Annotated in this window: 22 protein-coding genes and 1 other annotated feature; of the genes, 18 read left to right on the top strand and 4 right to left on the bottom strand. The window is 49.3% G+C overall.

The genetic code is table 11. The features are described 5' to 3' along the window. The first annotated feature begins 7 nt into the window (after positions 1 to 7). The 15 genes from P400_RS0112235 to P400_RS0112165 all read left to right on the top strand — a co-directional run bounded on the left by P400_RS0112235 (position 8) and on the right by P400_RS0112165 (position 11,352). Entirely contained in the window at positions 8 to 205 is a 198-nt protein-coding gene (locus P400_RS0112235; RefSeq protein WP_026826476.1) for a hypothetical protein, read from the top strand. Between the two features lie 72 nt (positions 206 to 277). After that, the gene (locus P400_RS0112230) at positions 278 to 1,108 is read left to right on the top strand and encodes a DUF2785 domain-containing protein (protein WP_026826475.1); all 831 of its coding nucleotides are present in this window, start codon (positions 278 to 280) and stop codon (positions 1,106 to 1,108) included. A gap of 64 nt (positions 1,109 to 1,172) precedes the next feature. Further along, positions 1,173 to 1,613 (top strand): hypothetical protein, encoded by a 441-nt coding sequence (locus tag P400_RS0112225; RefSeq protein WP_026826474.1) that lies wholly within the window; start codon positions 1,173 to 1,175, stop codon positions 1,611 to 1,613. 198 nt (positions 1,614 to 1,811) lie between these two features. Beyond that, complete coding sequence (locus P400_RS0112220; RefSeq protein WP_026826473.1) at positions 1,812 to 2,849, top strand: rod shape-determining protein; 1,038 nt, start codon at positions 1,812 to 1,814, stop codon at positions 2,847 to 2,849. Between the two features lie 13 nt (positions 2,850 to 2,862). Continuing rightward, positions 2,863 to 3,753 (top strand): rod shape-determining protein MreC, encoded by an 891-nt coding sequence (gene mreC, locus P400_RS0112215; RefSeq protein ID WP_026826472.1) that lies wholly within the window; start codon positions 2,863 to 2,865, stop codon positions 3,751 to 3,753. A gap of 1 nt (position 3,754) precedes the next feature. After that, on the top strand, positions 3,755 to 4,249 hold the full coding sequence (gene mreD, locus P400_RS0112210; RefSeq protein ID WP_051546024.1) for a rod shape-determining protein MreD: 495 nt from the start codon (positions 3,755 to 3,757) through the stop codon (positions 4,247 to 4,249). Between the two features lie 5 nt (positions 4,250 to 4,254). After that, positions 4,255 to 4,923 (top strand): septum site-determining protein MinC, encoded by a 669-nt coding sequence (locus tag P400_RS0112205; protein ID WP_235181854.1) that lies wholly within the window; start codon positions 4,255 to 4,257, stop codon positions 4,921 to 4,923. Between the two features lie 5 nt (positions 4,924 to 4,928). After that, complete coding sequence (gene minD, locus P400_RS0112200) at positions 4,929 to 5,786, top strand: septum site-determining protein MinD (protein WP_051545985.1); 858 nt, start codon at positions 4,929 to 4,931, stop codon at positions 5,784 to 5,786. Between the two features lie 43 nt (positions 5,787 to 5,829). Continuing rightward, the gene (locus P400_RS0112195) at positions 5,830 to 7,155 is read left to right on the top strand and encodes a ribonuclease E/G (protein ID WP_026826468.1); all 1,326 of its coding nucleotides are present in this window, start codon (positions 5,830 to 5,832) and stop codon (positions 7,153 to 7,155) included. A gap of 55 nt (positions 7,156 to 7,210) precedes the next feature. Then, positions 7,211 to 7,284: a sequence feature (ribosomal protein L21 leader region), on the top strand. A 15-nt stretch (positions 7,285 to 7,299) separates the two neighbouring features. Continuing rightward, the gene (rplU, locus tag P400_RS0112190; protein ID WP_026826467.1) at positions 7,300 to 7,608 is read left to right on the top strand and encodes a 50S ribosomal protein L21; all 309 of its coding nucleotides are present in this window, start codon (positions 7,300 to 7,302) and stop codon (positions 7,606 to 7,608) included. Positions 7,609 to 7,611: 3 nt separating this feature from the next. After that, the gene (locus tag P400_RS0112185) at positions 7,612 to 7,947 is read left to right on the top strand and encodes a ribosomal-processing cysteine protease Prp (protein WP_026826466.1); all 336 of its coding nucleotides are present in this window, start codon (positions 7,612 to 7,614) and stop codon (positions 7,945 to 7,947) included. Between the two features lie 12 nt (positions 7,948 to 7,959). Continuing rightward, a complete protein-coding gene (rpmA, locus tag P400_RS0112180) occupies positions 7,960 to 8,241 on the top strand; it encodes a 50S ribosomal protein L27 (RefSeq protein WP_026826465.1) in 282 nt (93 codons plus the stop codon). A 66-nt stretch (positions 8,242 to 8,307) separates the two neighbouring features. Continuing rightward, positions 8,308 to 8,748 (top strand): Spo0B domain-containing protein, encoded by a 441-nt coding sequence (locus P400_RS0112175; protein ID WP_026826464.1) that lies wholly within the window; start codon positions 8,308 to 8,310, stop codon positions 8,746 to 8,748. After that, positions 8,749 to 10,038 (top strand): GTPase ObgE, encoded by a 1,290-nt coding sequence (gene obgE / locus P400_RS0112170; RefSeq protein WP_026826463.1) that lies wholly within the window; start codon positions 8,749 to 8,751, stop codon positions 10,036 to 10,038. 39 nt (positions 10,039 to 10,077) lie between these two features. Continuing rightward, complete coding sequence (locus tag P400_RS0112165) at positions 10,078 to 11,352, top strand: hemolysin family protein (protein WP_026826462.1); 1,275 nt, start codon at positions 10,078 to 10,080, stop codon at positions 11,350 to 11,352. 43 nt (positions 11,353 to 11,395) lie between these two features. Here P400_RS0112165 and P400_RS15395 read toward each other — a convergent pair whose 3' ends face one another. From P400_RS15395 to P400_RS15180, 4 genes are all read right to left on the bottom strand, one after another. Beyond that, complete coding sequence (locus tag P400_RS15395) at positions 11,396 to 12,169, bottom strand: NUDIX domain-containing protein (RefSeq protein WP_026826461.1); 774 nt, start codon at positions 12,167 to 12,169, stop codon at positions 11,396 to 11,398. Between the two features lie 120 nt (positions 12,170 to 12,289). Further along, positions 12,290 to 12,868, bottom strand: a complete 579-nt coding sequence (locus tag P400_RS0112155; protein WP_026826460.1) for a DedA family protein — start codon at positions 12,866 to 12,868, stop codon at positions 12,290 to 12,292. 105 nt (positions 12,869 to 12,973) lie between these two features. After that, entirely contained in the window at positions 12,974 to 13,513 is a 540-nt protein-coding gene (locus tag P400_RS0112145) for a transcription repressor NadR (protein WP_026826459.1), read from the bottom strand. Continuing rightward, positions 13,458 to 14,621, bottom strand: coding sequence for a cysteine desulfurase family protein (locus tag P400_RS15180; protein ID WP_051545984.1), 1,164 nt, complete (start codon positions 14,619 to 14,621; stop codon positions 13,458 to 13,460). Before P400_RS15180 ends, P400_RS0112145 begins: the two co-directional genes overlap by 56 nt. Before the next feature lie 95 nt (positions 14,622 to 14,716). Between P400_RS15180 and P400_RS0112135 the strand changes: the two genes are divergently transcribed. The 3 genes from P400_RS0112135 to nadA are packed head-to-tail and all read left to right on the top strand — an operon-like array spanning position 14,717 to position 18,015. Further along, positions 14,717 to 16,150 (top strand): L-aspartate oxidase, encoded by a 1,434-nt coding sequence (locus P400_RS0112135; RefSeq protein ID WP_026826458.1) that lies wholly within the window; start codon positions 14,717 to 14,719, stop codon positions 16,148 to 16,150. Further along, positions 16,104 to 16,973: a carboxylating nicotinate-nucleotide diphosphorylase gene (nadC, locus tag P400_RS0112130; RefSeq protein ID WP_026826457.1), complete on the top strand. Its 870-nt coding sequence runs from the start codon at positions 16,104 to 16,106 to the stop codon at positions 16,971 to 16,973. The genes P400_RS0112135 and nadC overlap by 47 nt, the downstream gene beginning before the upstream one ends. Next, complete coding sequence (gene nadA, locus P400_RS0112125; RefSeq protein ID WP_026826456.1) at positions 16,936 to 18,015, top strand: quinolinate synthase NadA; 1,080 nt, start codon at positions 16,936 to 16,938, stop codon at positions 18,013 to 18,015. Before nadC ends, nadA begins: the two co-directional genes overlap by 38 nt. Positions 18,016 to 18,070: the final 55 nt, after the last annotated feature.

The raw sequence follows: 18,070 nt of genomic DNA, 5'->3' as shown, positions 1-18,070 counted from the left end.
TTATCGAATGTCGCGAATTACGATATGGAATTTGATTGGTTGGCTGTTTCTCCTTTTCTTAGCAGTCAGTAAAGCATTTTTTGATGAGCAATTGTCCTTGATTACGACTGGTCTGGGCGGATTGATTTGTTTGATGTTGAGTTTGTGGATGATCTATTCCGGAGAAGAAGAGTCATCACAACATCCGAATGAAAGGCCTGAATGAACAGCGCTATTTATACTGTCATTTGGCTAAAGATTATATGGAGAATCATATTGAGAAGAGCGGTGTAGGAATATGAATGTATTGTCGGAAAACGAATTAAAAGAAGCCCTTCAGATGATGAAAGATGGAGATTTAACGTATTACGAAAAAAACAAAGAAGCCATTCTCACAAGTATGGTTCAGCATATCGAGTCAACGGACGGCGAACTCCGTGACCGACTCATTTATACGATATTCTTTCGCCTCATCATTGAACAAAAAGACATCGATTACGACAAGATGAGTGAACTCCTTGGGACGTCCTTGCATGTTCTCTTGTTTCATGGGATTGAAGAAACACAGTCTGACGCTGTCTTCACGAGAGCATTCACGACTTTATTGATGGCCTTGATTCTGCATCGGGATGTAGAAGAGAACTTTTTGACAGATGAACAATTCCAGCAGGCGTCAGAAGGTCTGATTCGATATCTTCAGCTCGAAAAAGATACAAGAGGTTATGTCAACGGGAAGGGGTGGGCCCACTCGATTGCTCACGCGGCAGACGCGGTGGACGAACTGATCGCAAATCCGAAACTGGATCCAGAGTCATTTCCGCAACTCTTCAACGTCATCATCGATCAAATCATGCGTTCTGAGGTGTTGGCGCATGATGAAGACGAACGCCTTATCCATCCCATTCTACGTTTACTCGAACGAGGGATGGATTCTGAAATCATCCTTCGTCATGTGGAGCGGCTCCCACATCTCTTAGAAGAACGTAAACAAGATCTTGATGAGGAAAAATTTTGGTGCGTCGTGCATAATGTGAAAACATTTTTGAAGAGTCTGTATGTCCGTTTAAATGAAGAGCAGCGGCATGATCTGATACAACAATCTATTCTTGCCGCACTGAAAAAGTTGTGATCAAGGAACGTAGTTTACTCTAATCGAATCTGGATTTTGATTAGAAAACAAACGAGGTGTTTTTATGGAAAAAATCATTTGGGTTTTGATGATCGGGATGTCACTATTCGTCAGCTACATACACTTAGAACCGACACTTTTCTCGATTGTCCTGTTTATCTTGTTTTTATTTGTAAGTACGGTGCTCTTCCTTCGGTTCGACGAGGACCATTGGCTCGACCGTGTCTCACCGCTTGTCGGCATCGGGGTCGGTGCTCTATCGCTCATCGCTTATATTGGTCTTATTGTGCTCTCTTTTAATGAAATCGACCAACTCGGCATGTGGACGGTACTCGTCCGCCTCATGCTCATGTACGTCGGCATCTACCTTTTCGTCGTGACGACATCGAGCTTTTTGGCGGGAGCGACACGCCTGAAACCGTCCCGCTTCTTTCGACCAGTATTGATTTTCTCGGTCTTCTTCTACGGGGCGATGTTACTCATCCCGCTCCAACCGGGTTTGTAACCGTTCTCTTCTTAGGCAGACGCTTACTCGCGTCTGCTTTTTTGATTTGCCTTTTTACCGAAAAGAAGGCAAACTAAAAGACGGTGAGACAGGACTGAGATGTGGTTATTGTAAATAACCTGTAATCGAATGAACGTTTTCAAACATGATTTTTCCGTTATAATAAAAAATAGTGTAACGAAGAGAGGAGCAACACCTATGTTTCGTAGTTTTAACCGAGAAATCGGAATCGACCTTGGAACGGCTAACACGCTCGTTTATGTAAAAGGTCAAGGAATTGTTGTACGTGAACCGTCCGTCGTGGCGTTCCGCACTGATACAGGAAGAATTGAGGCCGTTGGTAACCAGGCCAAAGATATGATTGGACGTACTCCAGGGAACGTCTCTGCACGTCGTCCTATGAAAGACGGCGTCATCGCTGACTTTGAAACGACTGCAACGATGATTAAATACTTCATGGAACAAGCTCAAAAATCAAAAGGCGGTTTGTTCGCATCGAAGACGAACGTCATGATTTGTGTCCCGAGCGGTATCACGTCTGTTGAAAAACGTGCCGTCGAAGACGCAGCTAAACAAGCAGGTGCTCGTGAAGCATATACGATCGAAGAACCGTTCGCGGCAGCAATCGGTGCAGGCCTCCCGGTTTGGGAACCGACTGGCTCGATGGTCGTCGATATCGGTGGCGGAACGACCGAAGTCGCAGTGATCTCACTCGGCGGCATCGTGACAAGCCAATCGATTCGTGTCGGTGGTGACGAAATGGATGATGCCATTATTCGTTACATCAAAAACAAGTACAACCTCATGATCGGGGAACGTACGGCCGAGACGCTCAAAATGGAAGTCGGTTCGGCGCGCATCGATGCATCGAACGAAGCGGAAAAGATGGAAATCCGTGGTCGCGACCTCGTGACAGGACTTCCGAAACAAATCGAAGTCACATCTACAGAAGTGTGTGAAGCACTTTCGGATACGGTCGAAGCGATTTTAGCAGGTGTCAAGCAGACGCTCGAACAAACACCTCCTGAACTCGCAGCTGACGTGATGGACCGCGGAATCGTCTTGACTGGTGGCGGCGCGCTCCTTAAAAACTTGGACGACGTGATTTCAGACGAGACACATATCCCGACACTCGTTGCGGATGAACCACTCGACTGCGTTGCGATTGGTACAGGGAAATCTCTTGAAATGATGGACGTCCTCCGTTCGAAATCAGGCATCTCGTCACGTCGATGAGAGGTGAGACACGATGAGCCGATTCGTACGTAATAAAAAGCTCATCATCACGCTAGTTGTACTGATCTTGTTTTTTGTCATTTTAGGGGTTTCGATTCGAGGACGATCGGAATCAGCCTGGTACCAAGACGTCACGCGTGATGTGGTCGGCACGTTCCAGCGAGTGTTCGCGGTACCAATCGGATGGATGGACTCGACGGTCTCTTCCATCTCAGACGTCCGCGATATCTACGAAGAGAACCGCCAGCTGAAAGAACATTTGGCGAAGTACGCCGAGGTATCGGTTGAAGCGGATGATTTGCGTCGTGAGAATGAGGAACTTCGAAAGATGGTCGAAGCGAAAGACAAGTCGTTACGCGACTTCGACCTCATTCCCGCGGAAGTCATCGGTCGTACACCGAACGATTGGCAACGCTACGTCACCATCAACGTCGGTTCAGAACGAGGCGTTGAGAAAGGCATGGCCGTAACCGCGGCAAGTGGGATGGTCGGTCGTGTCATCCAGACGAGTGCCTATACGTCACAAGTTCAGTTGCTCAGCGACAACAATCGGACGAATAACGTTTCGGCTGTCGTCAAAGATGCAGACGGTAAAGCGACATATGGAACTATTGACGGATTCGATACCGAAACGAACGAATTGTTCTTCACGAAAGTATCGAATAGCGTCAAGCTGAAAGAAGGAGAACTCGTATCGACTTCTGGACTCGGGGGACGCTACCCGGCCGGACTCGTGATTGGTACAATCGAGTCGATTGAGACGGACGAATACGGCGTCTCACAAGTCGCCCGAATTAAACCGGAGGCCGACTTCAATGAGTTCTCACAAATGTACGTGATTAATCGGACACTAGACGAACCGTTTCTAACGGGTCCCGAGGAAGGAGGAGCAGCGGGTGAGTAACATGAAAGTGTTCATCGCCCTGTTCCTCCTTTTTCTTATTGAAGGAACATGGGCATCGATTTTCTCTTGGCACTATGCGACGCCGTTTCTCTTATTGACGCTCATCGGACTGATGTTTGTCAGTCTGTACGGTCGATGGGAAACGGCGCTCGGGTTTGGTCTTGTATTCGGATTGCTGTATGACATCGTCTACACCGACTTGCTCGGAATTTACGTATTTACTTTTTCACTCATTCCTCTCTTAGCCAGCTTCGTGTTAAAATATATAGGTGAGAACTTTTTCTCCGTCACCATCACATTTACGTTTATGATTCTCGTTTTCACCGTTTCGATTTACGGGATCATGGCGGCGATTGGTGGGACGTTGATGACGATTCAAACACTATTGGTTGAACAGATTCCAGGGACGATGTTTGTCAATGCCATCGCCATCGTGATTCTTTATTATCCGATGACGCGATACGTGACGACACGACCTGTTGTGAAAAGAGGGTAGCCATGATGGAGCGTAAACGACACATTACGATTAAAGGACATCGCAACGGCATTGCCATTCACTTCAATCCGAAGAGTGGCATCGACGAGGTGCTTACGGACTTAGAAGCGACATTGCAAGAAATGGAGCCGCCGTCCGGGAAGATTGCCCTGAAGTTGCATGCGGGTACTCGTTATCTTGACGAGGAGCTGTCACGTCAAATTCGTGAGGTCGTCGCTCGTCATGGCGTTTTTTATATTGAAGACTTGTCGAGCGATGTCATGTTGACGGAAGAAGCGAAAGCGACGTACGGCAGAAAGACGTTCCACTATCACAGTGGGACGATTCGTAGCGGGCAAGTCCTGACGTTTGATGGTTCTGTGCTCGTGATTGGGGATATCAATCCCGGGTCAGAAGTCCGGGCGACAGGAAGTATCTATTGTTTAGGAACGATACGAGGAAATGTACGTGCGGGTGTCGAAGGATGGGAAGAAGCGGTGATTACCGCGAGCCTGCTCCATCCGAAATTTTTAGCAATCGGCGAACATGTTCTCACCTCCGACGACGAGGAAGAACTTCCTGAAATCGAGATGGGTTGTGCGTATCAGACGAGTGACGGGATTGAGATGACACGTCTCCGGCACGTCATGACCGGTCTGAAAGACGCATATGCAATGGAATTACAGAGAGGGTGAGTGGAATGGAGCAAGTAGTGGAGCCTGTACATACAGAAAAAGAAGTGAAAAACGGCAGAGCCATCGTCGTGACATCAGGAAAAGGGGGCGTCGGTAAGACAACGACGACCGCGAACATCGGGACGGGGCTCGCCTTGTCTGGTCACTCGGTCTGTCTCGTCGACACGGATATCGGATTACGTAACCTCGATATCATTCTCGGACTCGACAACCGGAGCATTTATAACCTCGTCGACGTCATCACAGGGCAGTGTAAATTGAACCAGGCGCTCGTTCGCGACAAGCGGTTCGAGGAGATGTACCTACTCCCGGCAGCACAGTCAAAAGATAAGACATCGGTCAATCCCGAACAAGTGAAGGAGATTGTCGATCAGTTGAAGACGGAATATGATTTCGTCTTGATTGATTGTCCTGCAGGAATTGAGCAAGGATTCATGAACGCGATTGCTGGAGCGGATGAGGCGATTGTCGTCACGACACCTGAGAAGGCAGCTGTTCAGGATGCAGACCGGATCATCGGGATGCTTGAACAAGCGGAGCATATCGATGCACCAAAGCTGGTTGTCAACCGAGTCAAGAATCACCTTGTCGAGTCAGGTGATATGCTTGACATCGATGACATCATGCGGATTCTTTCGATTGACCTGCTCGGCGTCGTGATTGACGATGAGGAAGTGATTGCTGCTGCAAACCGTGGGGTCCCGGTCACGATGAACCCAGATAACTATGCCGGACAGGCGTACCGGAACATCACACGCCGTATCCTCGGCGAATCGGTCCCGCTCATGTCGATTCAGACGGACGCGGCACCGGTCGGCTTCTGGGCAAAACTGATGATGAAGTTTGGAATGAAAAAAGTGTAAAGGCAACGAAAGTTGCCTTTTTCTGTCGAAAGGAGTGATGCACATGAAGTTAATCTATGAACGCACCCCTTCGGTTGAGCGGGCGATGCTCGTGGACGGAGAACGTTTACTTGAAGTCGAGGAACGGTTTGTCGACCAACTGTCGGTCGGTACGATCGTCGAAGCTGCAATCGAACGGATTCATCCGTCGCTCGGTGCAGCCTTTTTGACGGACGGTGAGACGACGTTCTTCCTGCCGATCGCAGAGACGCTCCGTGCGCTCGCCTCTTACCCAGAGGTGCCGGCAATCGGTCAGGCTGCTATCGTCGGGGAAAAGCGACTCGTTCAAGTGACGAAAGAAGGAATCAACGGTAAGCATCATAAAGTGACAGAAAATATTCGTTTCGGCGGACGCTATCTCGTCTACTTCCCGTTTGGTCGGCGGAAATTGTTTAGTCGGAAGCTTGACCTCGTCACGCAGGATCGTCTCTCGAAGGTGCTCGAGCTTTCAGAAGAGGAAGGGGTCCTGTTTCGGACGGAAGCCGGGCAAGTGGCACCTGATGCTTTACAGGAAGAACTGAACCTTCTTCGTGAACGTTCGACTGTTGTGATTGATCAGCGTTATGGACAAGATGAGTTACTATGTGAACACTTCGTACGACGCCATGTGGTCGAATCGGTCCTCCTGAATGACAAAGAAGGACAAGCACGAATCGAACGATTGGACGTCCCCGTGAAACGTCACATCGGGAAAGGACGAATGCCTGAGGCGAAACGTCTCGACGGCGCAATCGAGAAGCTCGAGAGTCGTGTCGTCTGGCTAGACGGAGGGGCATTCGTCCTAATCGAACAAGTCGAGACGATGACCGTCATTGACGTGAACAGCGGAAAGAACGTTGCCGTCAAAGACAAAGGACGAGCGGCCGACACGATTAACGAGGCCGCCCTCTACACAATCATGGAGCAGTTGCGCTTGCGTAACATCGGAGGCATGATCACTATTGATTTCTTGCGCGGTTCGAAAGAAGGTCAGACTCGGCTCCTTAAAAAGATGAAAGAACTTGGGGCGCGTGATCCGCGACGTGTCGAGGTGTATGGATTCACACGGATGGGCTTGTTCGAGTTGTCGAGAGAACGGACGGGACGCTCGATTCAAGATCGAATGACGTATGCCGGCAAGCCTTCGAAACTGGCCATCTTCTCACAGTTCGAACGTGCACTACTTGATTTGAACGATCAATATGAAGCGGTCGTACTCTCGCTACCAAAAAAGTGGCACGATGCTTCTTGGCACGAATGTGACATCGAGGTGCACCTCGTTGAAGGGAATCCAGAGTTCGCGTTTTATGGAACGTCCGAAGAATGTCAGAATTTCTTATCTCGTCGTTGACAATGAATAATTGAGAATGGTATTATCTATAACGTTAGTTCGTTTGGAAGCACCCAAATGGCTACAACCGCACAGAACGGGTTTTTAAAGGTTTTTGCCCTGCCCAGGATGGCGAGTCTGAGTTTAACAAGGAGGTGCACGTATATGTACGCAATCATCAAAACTGGTGGTAAGCAAATCAAAGTTGAAGCAGGTCAAGAAATCTACATCGAAAAACTCGATGCTGATGTCGAAGGTTCTGTAGAATTCGGTGAGGTTCTTTTTGTTGGTGGTGACGATGTTAAAGTCGGCGCTCCACTCGTAGAAGGAGCTAAAGTTGTCGGTACTGTGGTAAAACACGGCCGCGCTAAGAAGATCACTGTCTTCAAAATGAAAGCTAAGAAAAACTACCGTCGTAAGCAAGGTCACCGTCAGCCTTACACGAAAGTTCGCATCGAGAAAATCGAAGCGTAAGCTATGATTCGGGTCAAGGTAAGACGAGACGAAGCGAATTTGATTCGCTCTGTCGAAGTGACTGGTCATGCCAACTTTGCAGAACCTGGTTCTGACTTGGTGTGCGCCGGTGTTTCAGCCATCATATTTGGTGCCTATAACGCCGTCGAAACGCTTGCGGGTCAATCGCTTCTTGTAGAAATGGCAGATCAAACAGAGGGTGGTTACTTTTATGTCGAGACGTATCCTGACTTATCACCGCAGGATATGGAACGCACCCAACTGTTATTAGAAGGGATGCTCGTGCAGTTAGACACGATCGCCCAAAGCTACGGTGAATATATCCAAATTGAACAATAGGAGGTGGACCTCATGTTACAATTGAACCTTCAGTTCTTCGCTTCGAAAAAGGGAGTTGGTTCGACTAAAAACGGTCGTGACTCAATTTCGAAACGTCTCGGTGCAAAACGCGCTGACGGACAAACAGTTTCAGCTGGATCAATCCTTTACCGCCAACGCGGTACAAAGATTCACCCAGGTGAAAACGTTGGCCGTGGTGGCGACGACACTTTGTTTGCGAAAGTTGACGGCGTAGTACGCTATGAGCGTCTTGGTCGCGACAAGAAACAAGTGAGCGTTTACCCAGGCGCGTAAGTTGAACGACGCAGAAGACTCTAGCCACTTTTTTGGTTAGAGTCTTTTTTTCTAGGAGAGGATCAAATGGATTCAGAACAGACACTCGAGCTCTTATCGACCGTCCGTCACGAATGGATGAATCGGCTTCAATTGATCTCACTCTATGCGGCACTCGATCCGACTAAGCTCGAGGAACTTTACGAACGCTATCGGAAACAGGCTGACGAGGAGAGTGCGCTCGTTCGTCTGAACGTGCCGCAGACGAGCCTTGTCGTGATTCAAGCGAATTGGGAAGGACGGATGACGTATACGATTTCGACCGACCAACTTGCCATCGATGACGCGCGAGTGGCAGAGATGCTTGTCCGTTTATTAGAAGACACGGACGGGCCGATTCATGTGACGTTCACGGACGGACTGATGGTTCGCGTCACGGGCACTGTCCCGGCAGGTGTGAACCCATCAGCCGATGTGTACGAACAGAACGTAGATAGTACTACGTTTCACATAAAGGAGGGGAAATAAATGTTTGTCGATCAGGTTAATATTTTTGTAAAAGCTGGAGACGGCGGAAAAGGTATGGTTGCCTTCCGCCGCGAGAAGTATGTCCCAGATGGTGGACCTGCAGGTGGTGACGGTGGTCACGGTGGAGATGTCGTCTTTGAAGTAGAAGAAGGGTTACGTACACTCGTTGATTTCCGTTATTCGAAGAAGTTTATCGCCTATGATGGCGAAAAAGGGATGTCAAAAGGGATGCACGGACGTAAAGCGAAGCCGCTCATCGTCAAAGTTCCACCTGGTACCATCGTGTTCGATGCACAAACGGATACGGTCATCGCCGATTTGACAGAGCACGGACAACAAGCAACGATTGCCAAAGGTGGACGTGGTGGACGGGGGAACTGTCGTTTCGCGACACCAGCCAACCCGGCTCCTGAAATTGCAGAGAACGGAGAACCAGGTCAAGAGCGCGAGTTACGTCTCGAGTTGAAATTACTCGCTGATGTCGGACTCGTCGGCTTCCCGTCTGTCGGAAAGTCTACGCTACTCTCGGTCGTTTCATCTGCACGTCCTAAAATTGGGGCGTACCACTTCACGACGATCACACCGAATCTCGGCGTCGTCAAGACAGCGGACGACCGTAGCTTCGTCATGGCCGACCTTCCTGGTCTCATTGAAGGAGCGAGTCAAGGCGTCGGTCTCGGTCACCAATTCCTGCGTCATATCGAGCGGACGAAAGTCATCGTTCATATGATTGATATGAGCGGAATGGAAGGACGCGACCCGTTCGAGGACTACACGACAATCAACCGTGAGCTCGAGTCGTATAACTTACGCCTTCTCGAGCGTCCACAAGTCGTCGTGGCGAACAAAATGGATATGCCGGACGCAGAGGAACATCTCGAAGAGTTCAAGAAGAAGGTAGGGGACGATGTCAAAGTCTTCCCAATCTCTGCACTCGCTCAAGATGGTCTTCGCAACTTGTTGATTGAAGTGGCGAACTTCGTCGATACGACGCCTGAATTCCCACTCGATGAGCTTGAAGAGAAGACAGCGACGCCTCGTGTCGTGTATCGTTATGAGAAGGAAGAAAAAGGTTATCAAATCCACATCGATGAATACGAACGCTTCGTCATCACGGGACCACGTATCGAGAAGCTCTTCAAGATGACGAACTTCGACCATGATGAGTCAATCAAGCGATTCGCTCGTCAAATGCGTCAGATGGGCGTCGATGACGATCTTCGTAAATTGGGTGCCGAAGACGGTAGCGTCGTCGCAATCCTCGATTTCGAATTCGAATTTGTGGAGTAAAAAATTATTTGTTAAGAAGAAACGGAGTGTGAAGCTAACGTGGACCCTGTGCCCTCGTCAAGTTTAATTCTATATGCAGTTTTGATTCTATTGTCAGCGTTCTTCTCGTCATCTGAGACCGCCTTATCGAGTGTGAACCGAGTGCGGATGATTCGGATGTCAGAGGATGGGGATAAACGTGCCAAGCGCGTCCTCAGCCTTGTCGACAATTTCGATGATACGCTCTCGACAATCCTCGTCGGGAACAACATCGTCAACATCGGTTCGGCGACGGTCTCGACTACGATTGCGACTACGATCTTTACCGGAGGGACGGGACTCCTTGTTGCGACATTCGTAACGACGATTCTCATCTTGATTTTTGGTGAGATTTTACCGAAGTCTCTCGCGAAAGAATTCGCAGAGAAGTACTCGCTCGCAATCAGCGGGATTCTTGTCTTTCTTGTCAAAATCCTCAAACCGGTCACTGTTGTGTTCACAGGTCTCAAAAATGTGACATTACGTCTCATCGGGATGAAAGATAAAGAGCCATCAGTCACAGAAGAAGAGTTGAAAGTGCTCGTCGATATGGGTGAAGAAGAAGGTGTTCTCGGCGAGACGGAAGCTGAGCTTGTGCACAGCGCATTTGCCTTTAACGACATTTCCGTGGATGACGTCCTGACACCACGTATTGATATTTTGGCCGTCGACATCGATGATACGCTCGATGAAATCAAAGATACGATTTTCAGTGGTGGTCATTCACGGTTACCGGTCTATAAAGACTCGATTGACAACGTCATCGGTGTCTTGTCGGAGCGAGACTTCTTGCGTTCGATGATGAGAGATGAAGTGACCGATGTCCGTTCGCTCATTCGACCGGTCACGTTCGTGTCACCGCAGACAAAACTGATTGAACTGCTTCCGATTCTCCAACAGAAACAGTCTCACATGGCTGTCGTCCTCGATGAATTCGGGGGGACAGCAGGTTTGATCACTCTAGAAGACATGCTCGAGGAACTTGTCGGTGATATTTGGGATGAGCACGACGAATCCGTCGTCTATCTCAGACGTCTCCGTGAAGGTGTGTATGAGTGTATGGCCGATATGGATGTTGATGAGTTCGCAGAAGAGATGGGAATCAAAGACCCAGACATCGATTCAAACACGATGGGTGGATGGTTCGTTGAATTGCTCGGTGACATCCCGGAGAAAGGTGCGCAAGTCATGTATGAAGACATGACGTTCACCGTCCTCCACGTGGAAAAACGTCGCGTCCGTAAGCTATTAGTGGAGACCGGCCAATCGAAGCAAGAAGACATGCAAGAAGCATAAGCAAAAGAGATGATTCGCTCATAGCGAATCATCTCTTTTTTTGTTATACCGACTGGCGTTCGATCCGTTCAATCAATTCATATGGACGTACTTTATAAATCGCGTACGGCATATAAATCGGGTCGATTGCATCAAGGAAGCGCATTTGGAAATGTTCCCGCTTGATATAGTCGCCGACGTTACCCGCATCAATCGGATAGAACCCGACTTCTTGCGTCTCGCCTGCTTGCGACCTGAGCTCACCTGATACGTATTTCGCGCGGAAGGTGACACAGAGGACGCGGGATGAGACGTTTTGATAAATCCCGGTGATGCCTTCCACTTCTATTTCTGCACCAGTCTCTTCTCGCACTTCGCGATGGATGGCGTCAACGAGTGACTCATGTTCTTCGACCTGTCCACCCGGCATTTCGAACGAGTCGTTCCGATGCATGTTTTTGACGAGTAGGACCTCGCCCGCTTCGTTCGTGATATGGGCCGTCACAGAGACGATAGTACGAGGTGGCGTATAGTGTCCCGTCGGCATCATGAACTCTTCGCTCGATTTGATATACAAGTCTTTTCCGAGACGGGCTCGTTTTTTCATCGCTTCTCGCCGTAACGCACTGCCTCGGTAATCCCGTTCGACTTGCTCATAATGTTCACGGTCCCGGTATTCCCATAAGGCCATGACCTCAGATTTGTCTTCCGTCACCCAGCGTCCGACAAGACGAGCGCCATGGGACGCTTGGATCGGGTAGATGTATGTATGAAAAAAGTCGGTGAATTCTTGCAGGCGTTCAGGTCGAATCGTATACGTTTTGCGACGATGGAACATGGTGATTCCTCCTTTTTTCGTTGTGCGGTATCCTGTATGTATGACCGCAATTCGCTTACATAGTTCTTATTCGACAGATTCCATCGTTTCCCTTTCCAACAAAAAAAGAATCCGTCACGTTTAGGCGGATTCTTTCAAACGCTTTGGTTGGTGGCGAAAATGACGAATGACGAGGGTCGTGCCGATTCCAAATGCTAGGAATGGGAGAACATTGTCCATGAAGTGCCCGATCATCCGCCAGTTATTGCCGAGCATCATCCCTACATGAATAAACACGAAGGACCAGGCCGCAAAAATCAATGTCGTCACTGTCAAGAATTTACGGAATGACAGACGCATCACACCGGCACTCACTGCGAACAACTGTCGCCAAAAGAGACTGAGACAGACGATCCAAGCCCCGTACTTCTCAAACCATCGTTCGGCCCGAAGTTGCTTGTCCGACCGAATTCGAAAATAGCGATACAGTTTTAAGGCGACGGGACGACCGCCGTACCGACCAATCCAATAAAGAGCGATTTGACTGAGCGTGAATGAAAACCACGCCAGTAGGAACATAAGAAAGAAAGGCGCATCATGTGATTCAACGAGAAAGCCGCCGTATGCGAGGACGAGTTCGTTCGGGATGAATTGAATCAAGATACCGATGGGGATGCTGAAGACACCGCATGCGGCAAGCAAATGCTCGAGAACGTTCATGACAAGTCCTCCTTTCAAAAGTTTCAGGAAAGATGTTCCATCCATCAGTATAACGGACATGAACCAAAAGAAAAAGAAGAGATGTCACATATTCGTGACGTCCCTTCAATCTAATTCGGATACGAGGATGCTAAGGCGGTCCAGTTCTTTCACCGCAGCATCGATTGCCTCTTTATGATCTGCTTCGAGCGTATGGATGTGTAAGCCCCCGGTCAGTTGTGAGAGCGGGGAGGCCCCATGTGTTTTGACACGTTCGAGAAATGCGCGAACGTCGCGTCGACTCTTCACCATAAGTTGACCGGTGATAGAACCGTAAACTGGGTGATCGATGACGACGTCTTTGATCGTGACTCCTTCATCAACGATGGCGTTCATTTCTGCCTCCATCTCGTTTGCAGTGTGACGACAAGCTACCTTTTTCGAATAAGTAGACGGAGTAAGGTCCCCGTGCAAATAGACATAACCACGGGCTGTGGCGATGATTTGATGACCTTTCGCTTTTAAGAGCGACAAGTCTTGGACGATGACTTGACGACTGACAGATACGTGCCTTGCGAGTTCAGATCCTGTGATTGGTTCAGCGCTCGATTCAATCAGCTGAAGTAAAGTGCGACGGCGTTCTTCGCCGGCTAAACGTTTGTTCATGATGTTCGACTCTCCTTGCTAAAGTGACGATGGCATCGGCGAGGGCCGATGTGTCTTCGACGGTCGTTTGTGCGCCGAAGGAAATACGGACGAGTCCATGGCAGGCACTCGTTTCATACCCGAGTGCTTCGAGCATGCGGTTCGGTCCATTCTGGCCGGCACGACATGCCGAACCGGCCGATACTTGGAACCCGAGATCATCGAGCTCAGTCATCCACCATTGCCCATCGCGTTGATGCGACACGAAGGAAAAGATAGCGGGACTTTGTTCGTCAAACTCGAGCCAATTGACATATCTTGAAGTCTTCTCTTTCAAGATAGCACGAAACGCCATGAAATTTCTCTGAAAACGCGTCAATTGCTCCTGTCGTTCCCCGAGTGCTTTCACGAAAGAGCTGATTCCGGGTACGTCAATCGTACCGGGACGAATCCCATATTGATGATGACCTGGATAGTATGGCGGTGGAATCAATCGTTCCATATAAAGCGCCCCCACGCCTTTTGGTCCCCCGACCTTATGGGCGCTGAACGAGTAGGCGTCGATGCCTTCGACAGAGATTGGGATTTTCCCGAGTGCCTGCACCCCATCCACATGGAAGAGGATTTTTCTGTACTTCAGTAAACATTGAATGTGATGAAGCGGTAACACCCATCCTGTGTCGGAATTGACGTGTTGGAGCGTGACGAGTCCGATGTCACGGTCAAGTAGGTGCGTAAACTGATCCAAATCAAACTTTCCATCTTTTAACTTCAAACGATGTACAATCACACCTTCCCGTTCCCATTCTTCAAGTGGAAGGGAGACCGAATCATGTTCATGCCAAGACGTAATCACTTCTTTGCCTTTCATACGTTTCCGTAAACTTGTGAGCGCGATGTAGTTACTCTCAGATCCACTTCCGGTAAACAATAATTTTCCGCGTAAGACGTCAATTCCGAGCGCTTGTTTGAATAGACGTCGTGCCTCAGTTAAATAATCTTCAGCCATATATCCTTGTGTGTGGAGTGATGATGGGTTCCCATAAACGTTTTGGGCCATAGCCACGTAATGGTCTAATGCAGCATGTGTCATTGGATGTGTAGCGGCGTAGTCGAAGTAGCGGTTCATCATGGACTCCCCTTTTCTCATGTTGTCTTCTACACAAAATTATGCGAAACTAGTTTACAAGTCAATATTACATATGGAATACAGGTGATATACAGGTGTCTTTACACAAAGAGAGAACTGACATTTTGATTATTGGTACTGGACTTGCCGCCGTCACAACGGCCTTGCATGTGCCGGGTTCTTTATCTGTTCTCCTCGTTTCAAAAGGCGGGGTGACGGAGAGTAACTCAGATTTGGCACAAGGAGGAATTGCGAGTTCGTATCTTGAGGAGACGAGTGAGGCACATAAAGAAGACACGATGTTCGCTTCAAACATGACATCGTGCTCAGCACGAGTAGACATTCTCGTCGAAGAAGGTCGTCAATCGATTGAAGAGATGGAGCGATTTGGTGTCCGATTTGATCTTGAAGAGGGCGAGTATGCCCTCGGACGAGAAGGCGCACATCGAGCGCATCGAATTTTTCATGCCGGTGGCGACGAGACGGGTCGTCATGTCATGCGACAATTACGTCAGTCGTTGTCAGACAACGTGAAAATGCTCGAACACGTCCTCGTACATGACCTGGTGATGAAAGAAGGACGAGTCGTCGGTGCGATGGCGTTTCATAAAGAAGAAGTCCTACATATTGAAGCCGGTGCTGTCGTGTTGGCGACAGGTGGCATTGGTGGACTGATCGATTGGACTTCAAACGCGCATACCGTGACCGGCGATGGTCTCGTTCTGGCAAATCGATGTGGTGCTAAGCTGACACACTTACAGCGGATTCAATTTCACCCCACATTACTGGCGACTGATGAGCCTCACCTCGTAACCGAGGCGCTCCGAGGAGCCGGGGCGACGCTCGTTGATAAGGAAGGAAACCATGTGATGGCGCATCATCCGCTTGGCAGTCTCGCTCCTCGAGATGAGGTGGCTTGGGTCCTGACTGAACAAGCGGGACCTGTTTATCTAGATACGACGACAGTGAAACGACTACGGGACCGCTTCCCGAAACTCGCTTTGACATGCGACAAGCTTGGGATTGATCGTCACCGGATTCCGGTACGTCCAGGTCTTCATTTTCATATGGGTGGAATCGAAGTGGATGACATGGGAAGAACCGGCGTTGATGGATTATACGCAGTCGGTGAAGTCGCGGATACAGGAGTCCATGGGACGAATCGGTTGGCTTCGAACTCGCTTCTTGAATGTTGGGTGTTCGGGAAACGGGTCGCGCGAGCGCTTCAGCTACATGACTCATCCTTTACGTCAAGTGAGACGATGGCTTACGACATCAAACCGGATGACTTCCGAACGTTACGTCATCAAATCGGTAAATGGTTGACAATCTCACCAAGTCTTGAAGAAATGAAATGTTTCTTACAAAATACCCAATCATTGACCTTGACGAAACACGTGACAAGACAATTAAGTGAACAAACTTTACAACTCGATGCAGCGCGTCTCCTCGCGCAAAGCATCCTTGAAATGGAGAGGTATGATGAACACGATTTATCTACGCGAACAGCTGCAGAACTTTTTGATTGAAGACATCGGATTTGGCGATTTATCGAGTGCGTTGATTGACCCGGATGATGAATCGGTCGCAACAATCGTTGCGAAAGAAGAAGGGATCTTTTGCGGAAAACCAATCGTTCAAGAACTTGCTACGATTCAGCAGTTTGATGTCTTGTTCTGCCAAGAAGACGGTCATCAAATCGCGATCGGCGACGAACTGATCGTCTTGAAAGGAAAGACACGTGTCCTTTTAGAGACGGAGCGCGTCCTATTGAATGTGATTCAACACGTGAGTGGTGTTGCGACCATGACACGTCAGTGCGTTGATTCTCTCAATGACGAATCGATTCACGTTACCGATACACGGAAGACGACCCCGGGCCTTCGTATGCTTGAGAAGTATGCGGTTCGTGTCGGCGGCGGCTATAACCATCGACTCCGACTCGACGATGCCGTCATGATCAAAGACAACCATATCGTCGCACTCGGTGGTGTGACAGAGGCCATTCATGCCGCACGCGCTAAAGTGGGGCATACGACCCCGATTGAAGTCGAGGTCGAGACGTTCACACAGCTCTTAGAGGCGATTCCGGCGAAACCAGATATTGTGATGCTTGATAATCGTACACCGGATGAATTGAGAGAATGGGTCCGGCATATCCCACGTCATATCAAAACCGAAGTGTCCGGGGGCATCACGCTCGATTCGATTGCCGCATACAAAGGAATTCGCATCGATGTGATCTCCCTCGGGCAATTGACCCATTCAGTGCGCGCGCTTGACTGTAGTATGAATTTACAAGGAGGAATGAAATATGCAACTACTCGGAACACTTCCACCGACGTACGCTAACCTTTCGGTGGAAGAAATGGAGACGCGGATTCAGGCAGTCAAAGACCGACTCGGGAAGCGACTGTTCTTGCCGGCACATCATTATCAAAAAGACGAAGTCGTCCAGTTCGCAGACGCGACAGGAGATTCGCTCCAGCTCGCGCGACTCGCGGAACAGATGAGCGAGGCGGAATTCATCGTCTTTTGTGGTGTCCATTTCATGGCAGAGACGGCTGATATGTTGACGCGGGACGACCAGATTGTCGTCTTGCCCGATATGCGTGCCGGTTGTTCGATGGCAGACATGGCCGATATCGATCAGACGGAGATTGCCTGGGAAGAACTGACGGAACGATTTGGAGAAGGAATCATACCGATTACATACGTCAATTCAACAGCGGCCATCAAAGCGTTCGTCGGTCGTCACGGTGGGGCGACCGTCACTTCGTCAAACGCCCATGAAATTGTCAAATGGGCACTTGAGGCCGGGGAACGAATTTTATTTCTTCCGGATCAACACCTTGGTCGGAACACGGCATATGACCTCGGGGTCCCGCTCGAGGCGATGGCCGTCTGGGACCCACTTCACGAAGAATTGGTTGCGGAAGGCGAGCTCGAACAAATTCGGGTCATCCTTTGGAAAGGACACTGTTCCGTCCATGAGAAGTTCACCGTCTCGCAAATTCAGACGTTTCGTGAACGCGAACCGGACCACCGCATCATCGTTCATCCGGAATGTACGTTTGACGTCGTTCAGGCAGCGGATGAGGCGGGATCGACATCGTATATCATCGACAAGATTGATGCGAGTGCGCCGGGGACGAAATGGGCGGTCGGAACGGAGATGAACCTCGTCAACCGCTTGGCGGCCACGTACCCACATCTTGATATCGTCTCATTGAACCCGTTCATGTGTCCGTGCCTCACGATGAATCGAATCGACTTGCAACATCTACTTTGGTCGCTTGAATCACTCGAGACCGATCCAGTGAATGTGATTCGTGTCGATGCTGACACGACAGAATTGTCGAAACGTGCGCTTGAACGGATGCTGGCACGGTAATCGCTTCAGGACAGGTAAACGCCTGTCCTTTTTTCGTGTCGTCCGTTATGGTACA

The sequence above is a fragment of the Exiguobacterium marinum DSM 16307 genome (genome assembly GCF_000620845.1).
GTDB lineage: Bacteria > Bacillota > Bacilli > Exiguobacteriales > Exiguobacteriaceae > Exiguobacterium > Exiguobacterium marinum.
The sequence above is the reverse complement of the archived record's forward strand: the minus strand, read 5'-3'. Positions and strand labels throughout refer to the sequence as shown.

Coding starts and splice junctions, on each gene's coding strand:
- P400_RS0112235 (WP_026826476.1), top strand. CDS start 8: ATGTCGCGAATTACGATATGGAATTTGATTGGTTGGCTGTTTCTCCTT.
- P400_RS0112230 (WP_026826475.1), top strand. CDS start 278: ATGAATGTATTGTCGGAAAACGAATTAAAAGAAGCCCTTCAGATGATG.
- P400_RS0112225 (WP_026826474.1), top strand. CDS start 1,173: ATGGAAAAAATCATTTGGGTTTTGATGATCGGGATGTCACTATTCGTC.
- P400_RS0112220 (WP_026826473.1), top strand. CDS start 1,812: ATGTTTCGTAGTTTTAACCGAGAAATCGGAATCGACCTTGGAACGGCT.
- mreC (WP_026826472.1), top strand. CDS start 2,863: ATGAGCCGATTCGTACGTAATAAAAAGCTCATCATCACGCTAGTTGTA.
- mreD (WP_051546024.1), top strand. CDS start 3,755: ATGAAAGTGTTCATCGCCCTGTTCCTCCTTTTTCTTATTGAAGGAACA.
- P400_RS0112205 (WP_235181854.1), top strand. CDS start 4,255: ATGGAGCGTAAACGACACATTACGATTAAAGGACATCGCAACGGCATT.
- minD (WP_051545985.1), top strand. CDS start 4,929: ATGGAGCAAGTAGTGGAGCCTGTACATACAGAAAAAGAAGTGAAAAAC.
- P400_RS0112195 (WP_026826468.1), top strand. CDS start 5,830: ATGAAGTTAATCTATGAACGCACCCCTTCGGTTGAGCGGGCGATGCTC.
- rplU (WP_026826467.1), top strand. CDS start 7,300: ATGTACGCAATCATCAAAACTGGTGGTAAGCAAATCAAAGTTGAAGCA.
- P400_RS0112185 (WP_026826466.1), top strand. CDS start 7,612: ATGATTCGGGTCAAGGTAAGACGAGACGAAGCGAATTTGATTCGCTCT.
- rpmA (WP_026826465.1), top strand. CDS start 7,960: ATGTTACAATTGAACCTTCAGTTCTTCGCTTCGAAAAAGGGAGTTGGT.
- P400_RS0112175 (WP_026826464.1), top strand. CDS start 8,308: ATGGATTCAGAACAGACACTCGAGCTCTTATCGACCGTCCGTCACGAA.
- obgE (WP_026826463.1), top strand. CDS start 8,749: ATGTTTGTCGATCAGGTTAATATTTTTGTAAAAGCTGGAGACGGCGGA.
- P400_RS15395 (WP_026826461.1), bottom strand. CDS start 12,169: ATGTTCCATCGTCGCAAAACGTATACGATTCGACCTGAACGCCTGCAA.
- P400_RS0112155 (WP_026826460.1), bottom strand. CDS start 12,868: ATGAACGTTCTCGAGCATTTGCTTGCCGCATGCGGTGTCTTCAGCATC.
- P400_RS0112145 (WP_026826459.1), bottom strand. CDS start 13,513: ATGAACAAACGTTTAGCCGGCGAAGAACGCCGTCGCACTTTACTTCAG.
- P400_RS15180 (WP_051545984.1), bottom strand. CDS start 14,621: ATGAACCGCTACTTCGACTACGCCGCTACACATCCAATGACACATGCT.
- nadC (WP_026826457.1), top strand. CDS start 16,104: ATGAACACGATTTATCTACGCGAACAGCTGCAGAACTTTTTGATTGAA.
- nadA (WP_026826456.1), top strand. CDS start 16,936: ATGCAACTACTCGGAACACTTCCACCGACGTACGCTAACCTTTCGGTG.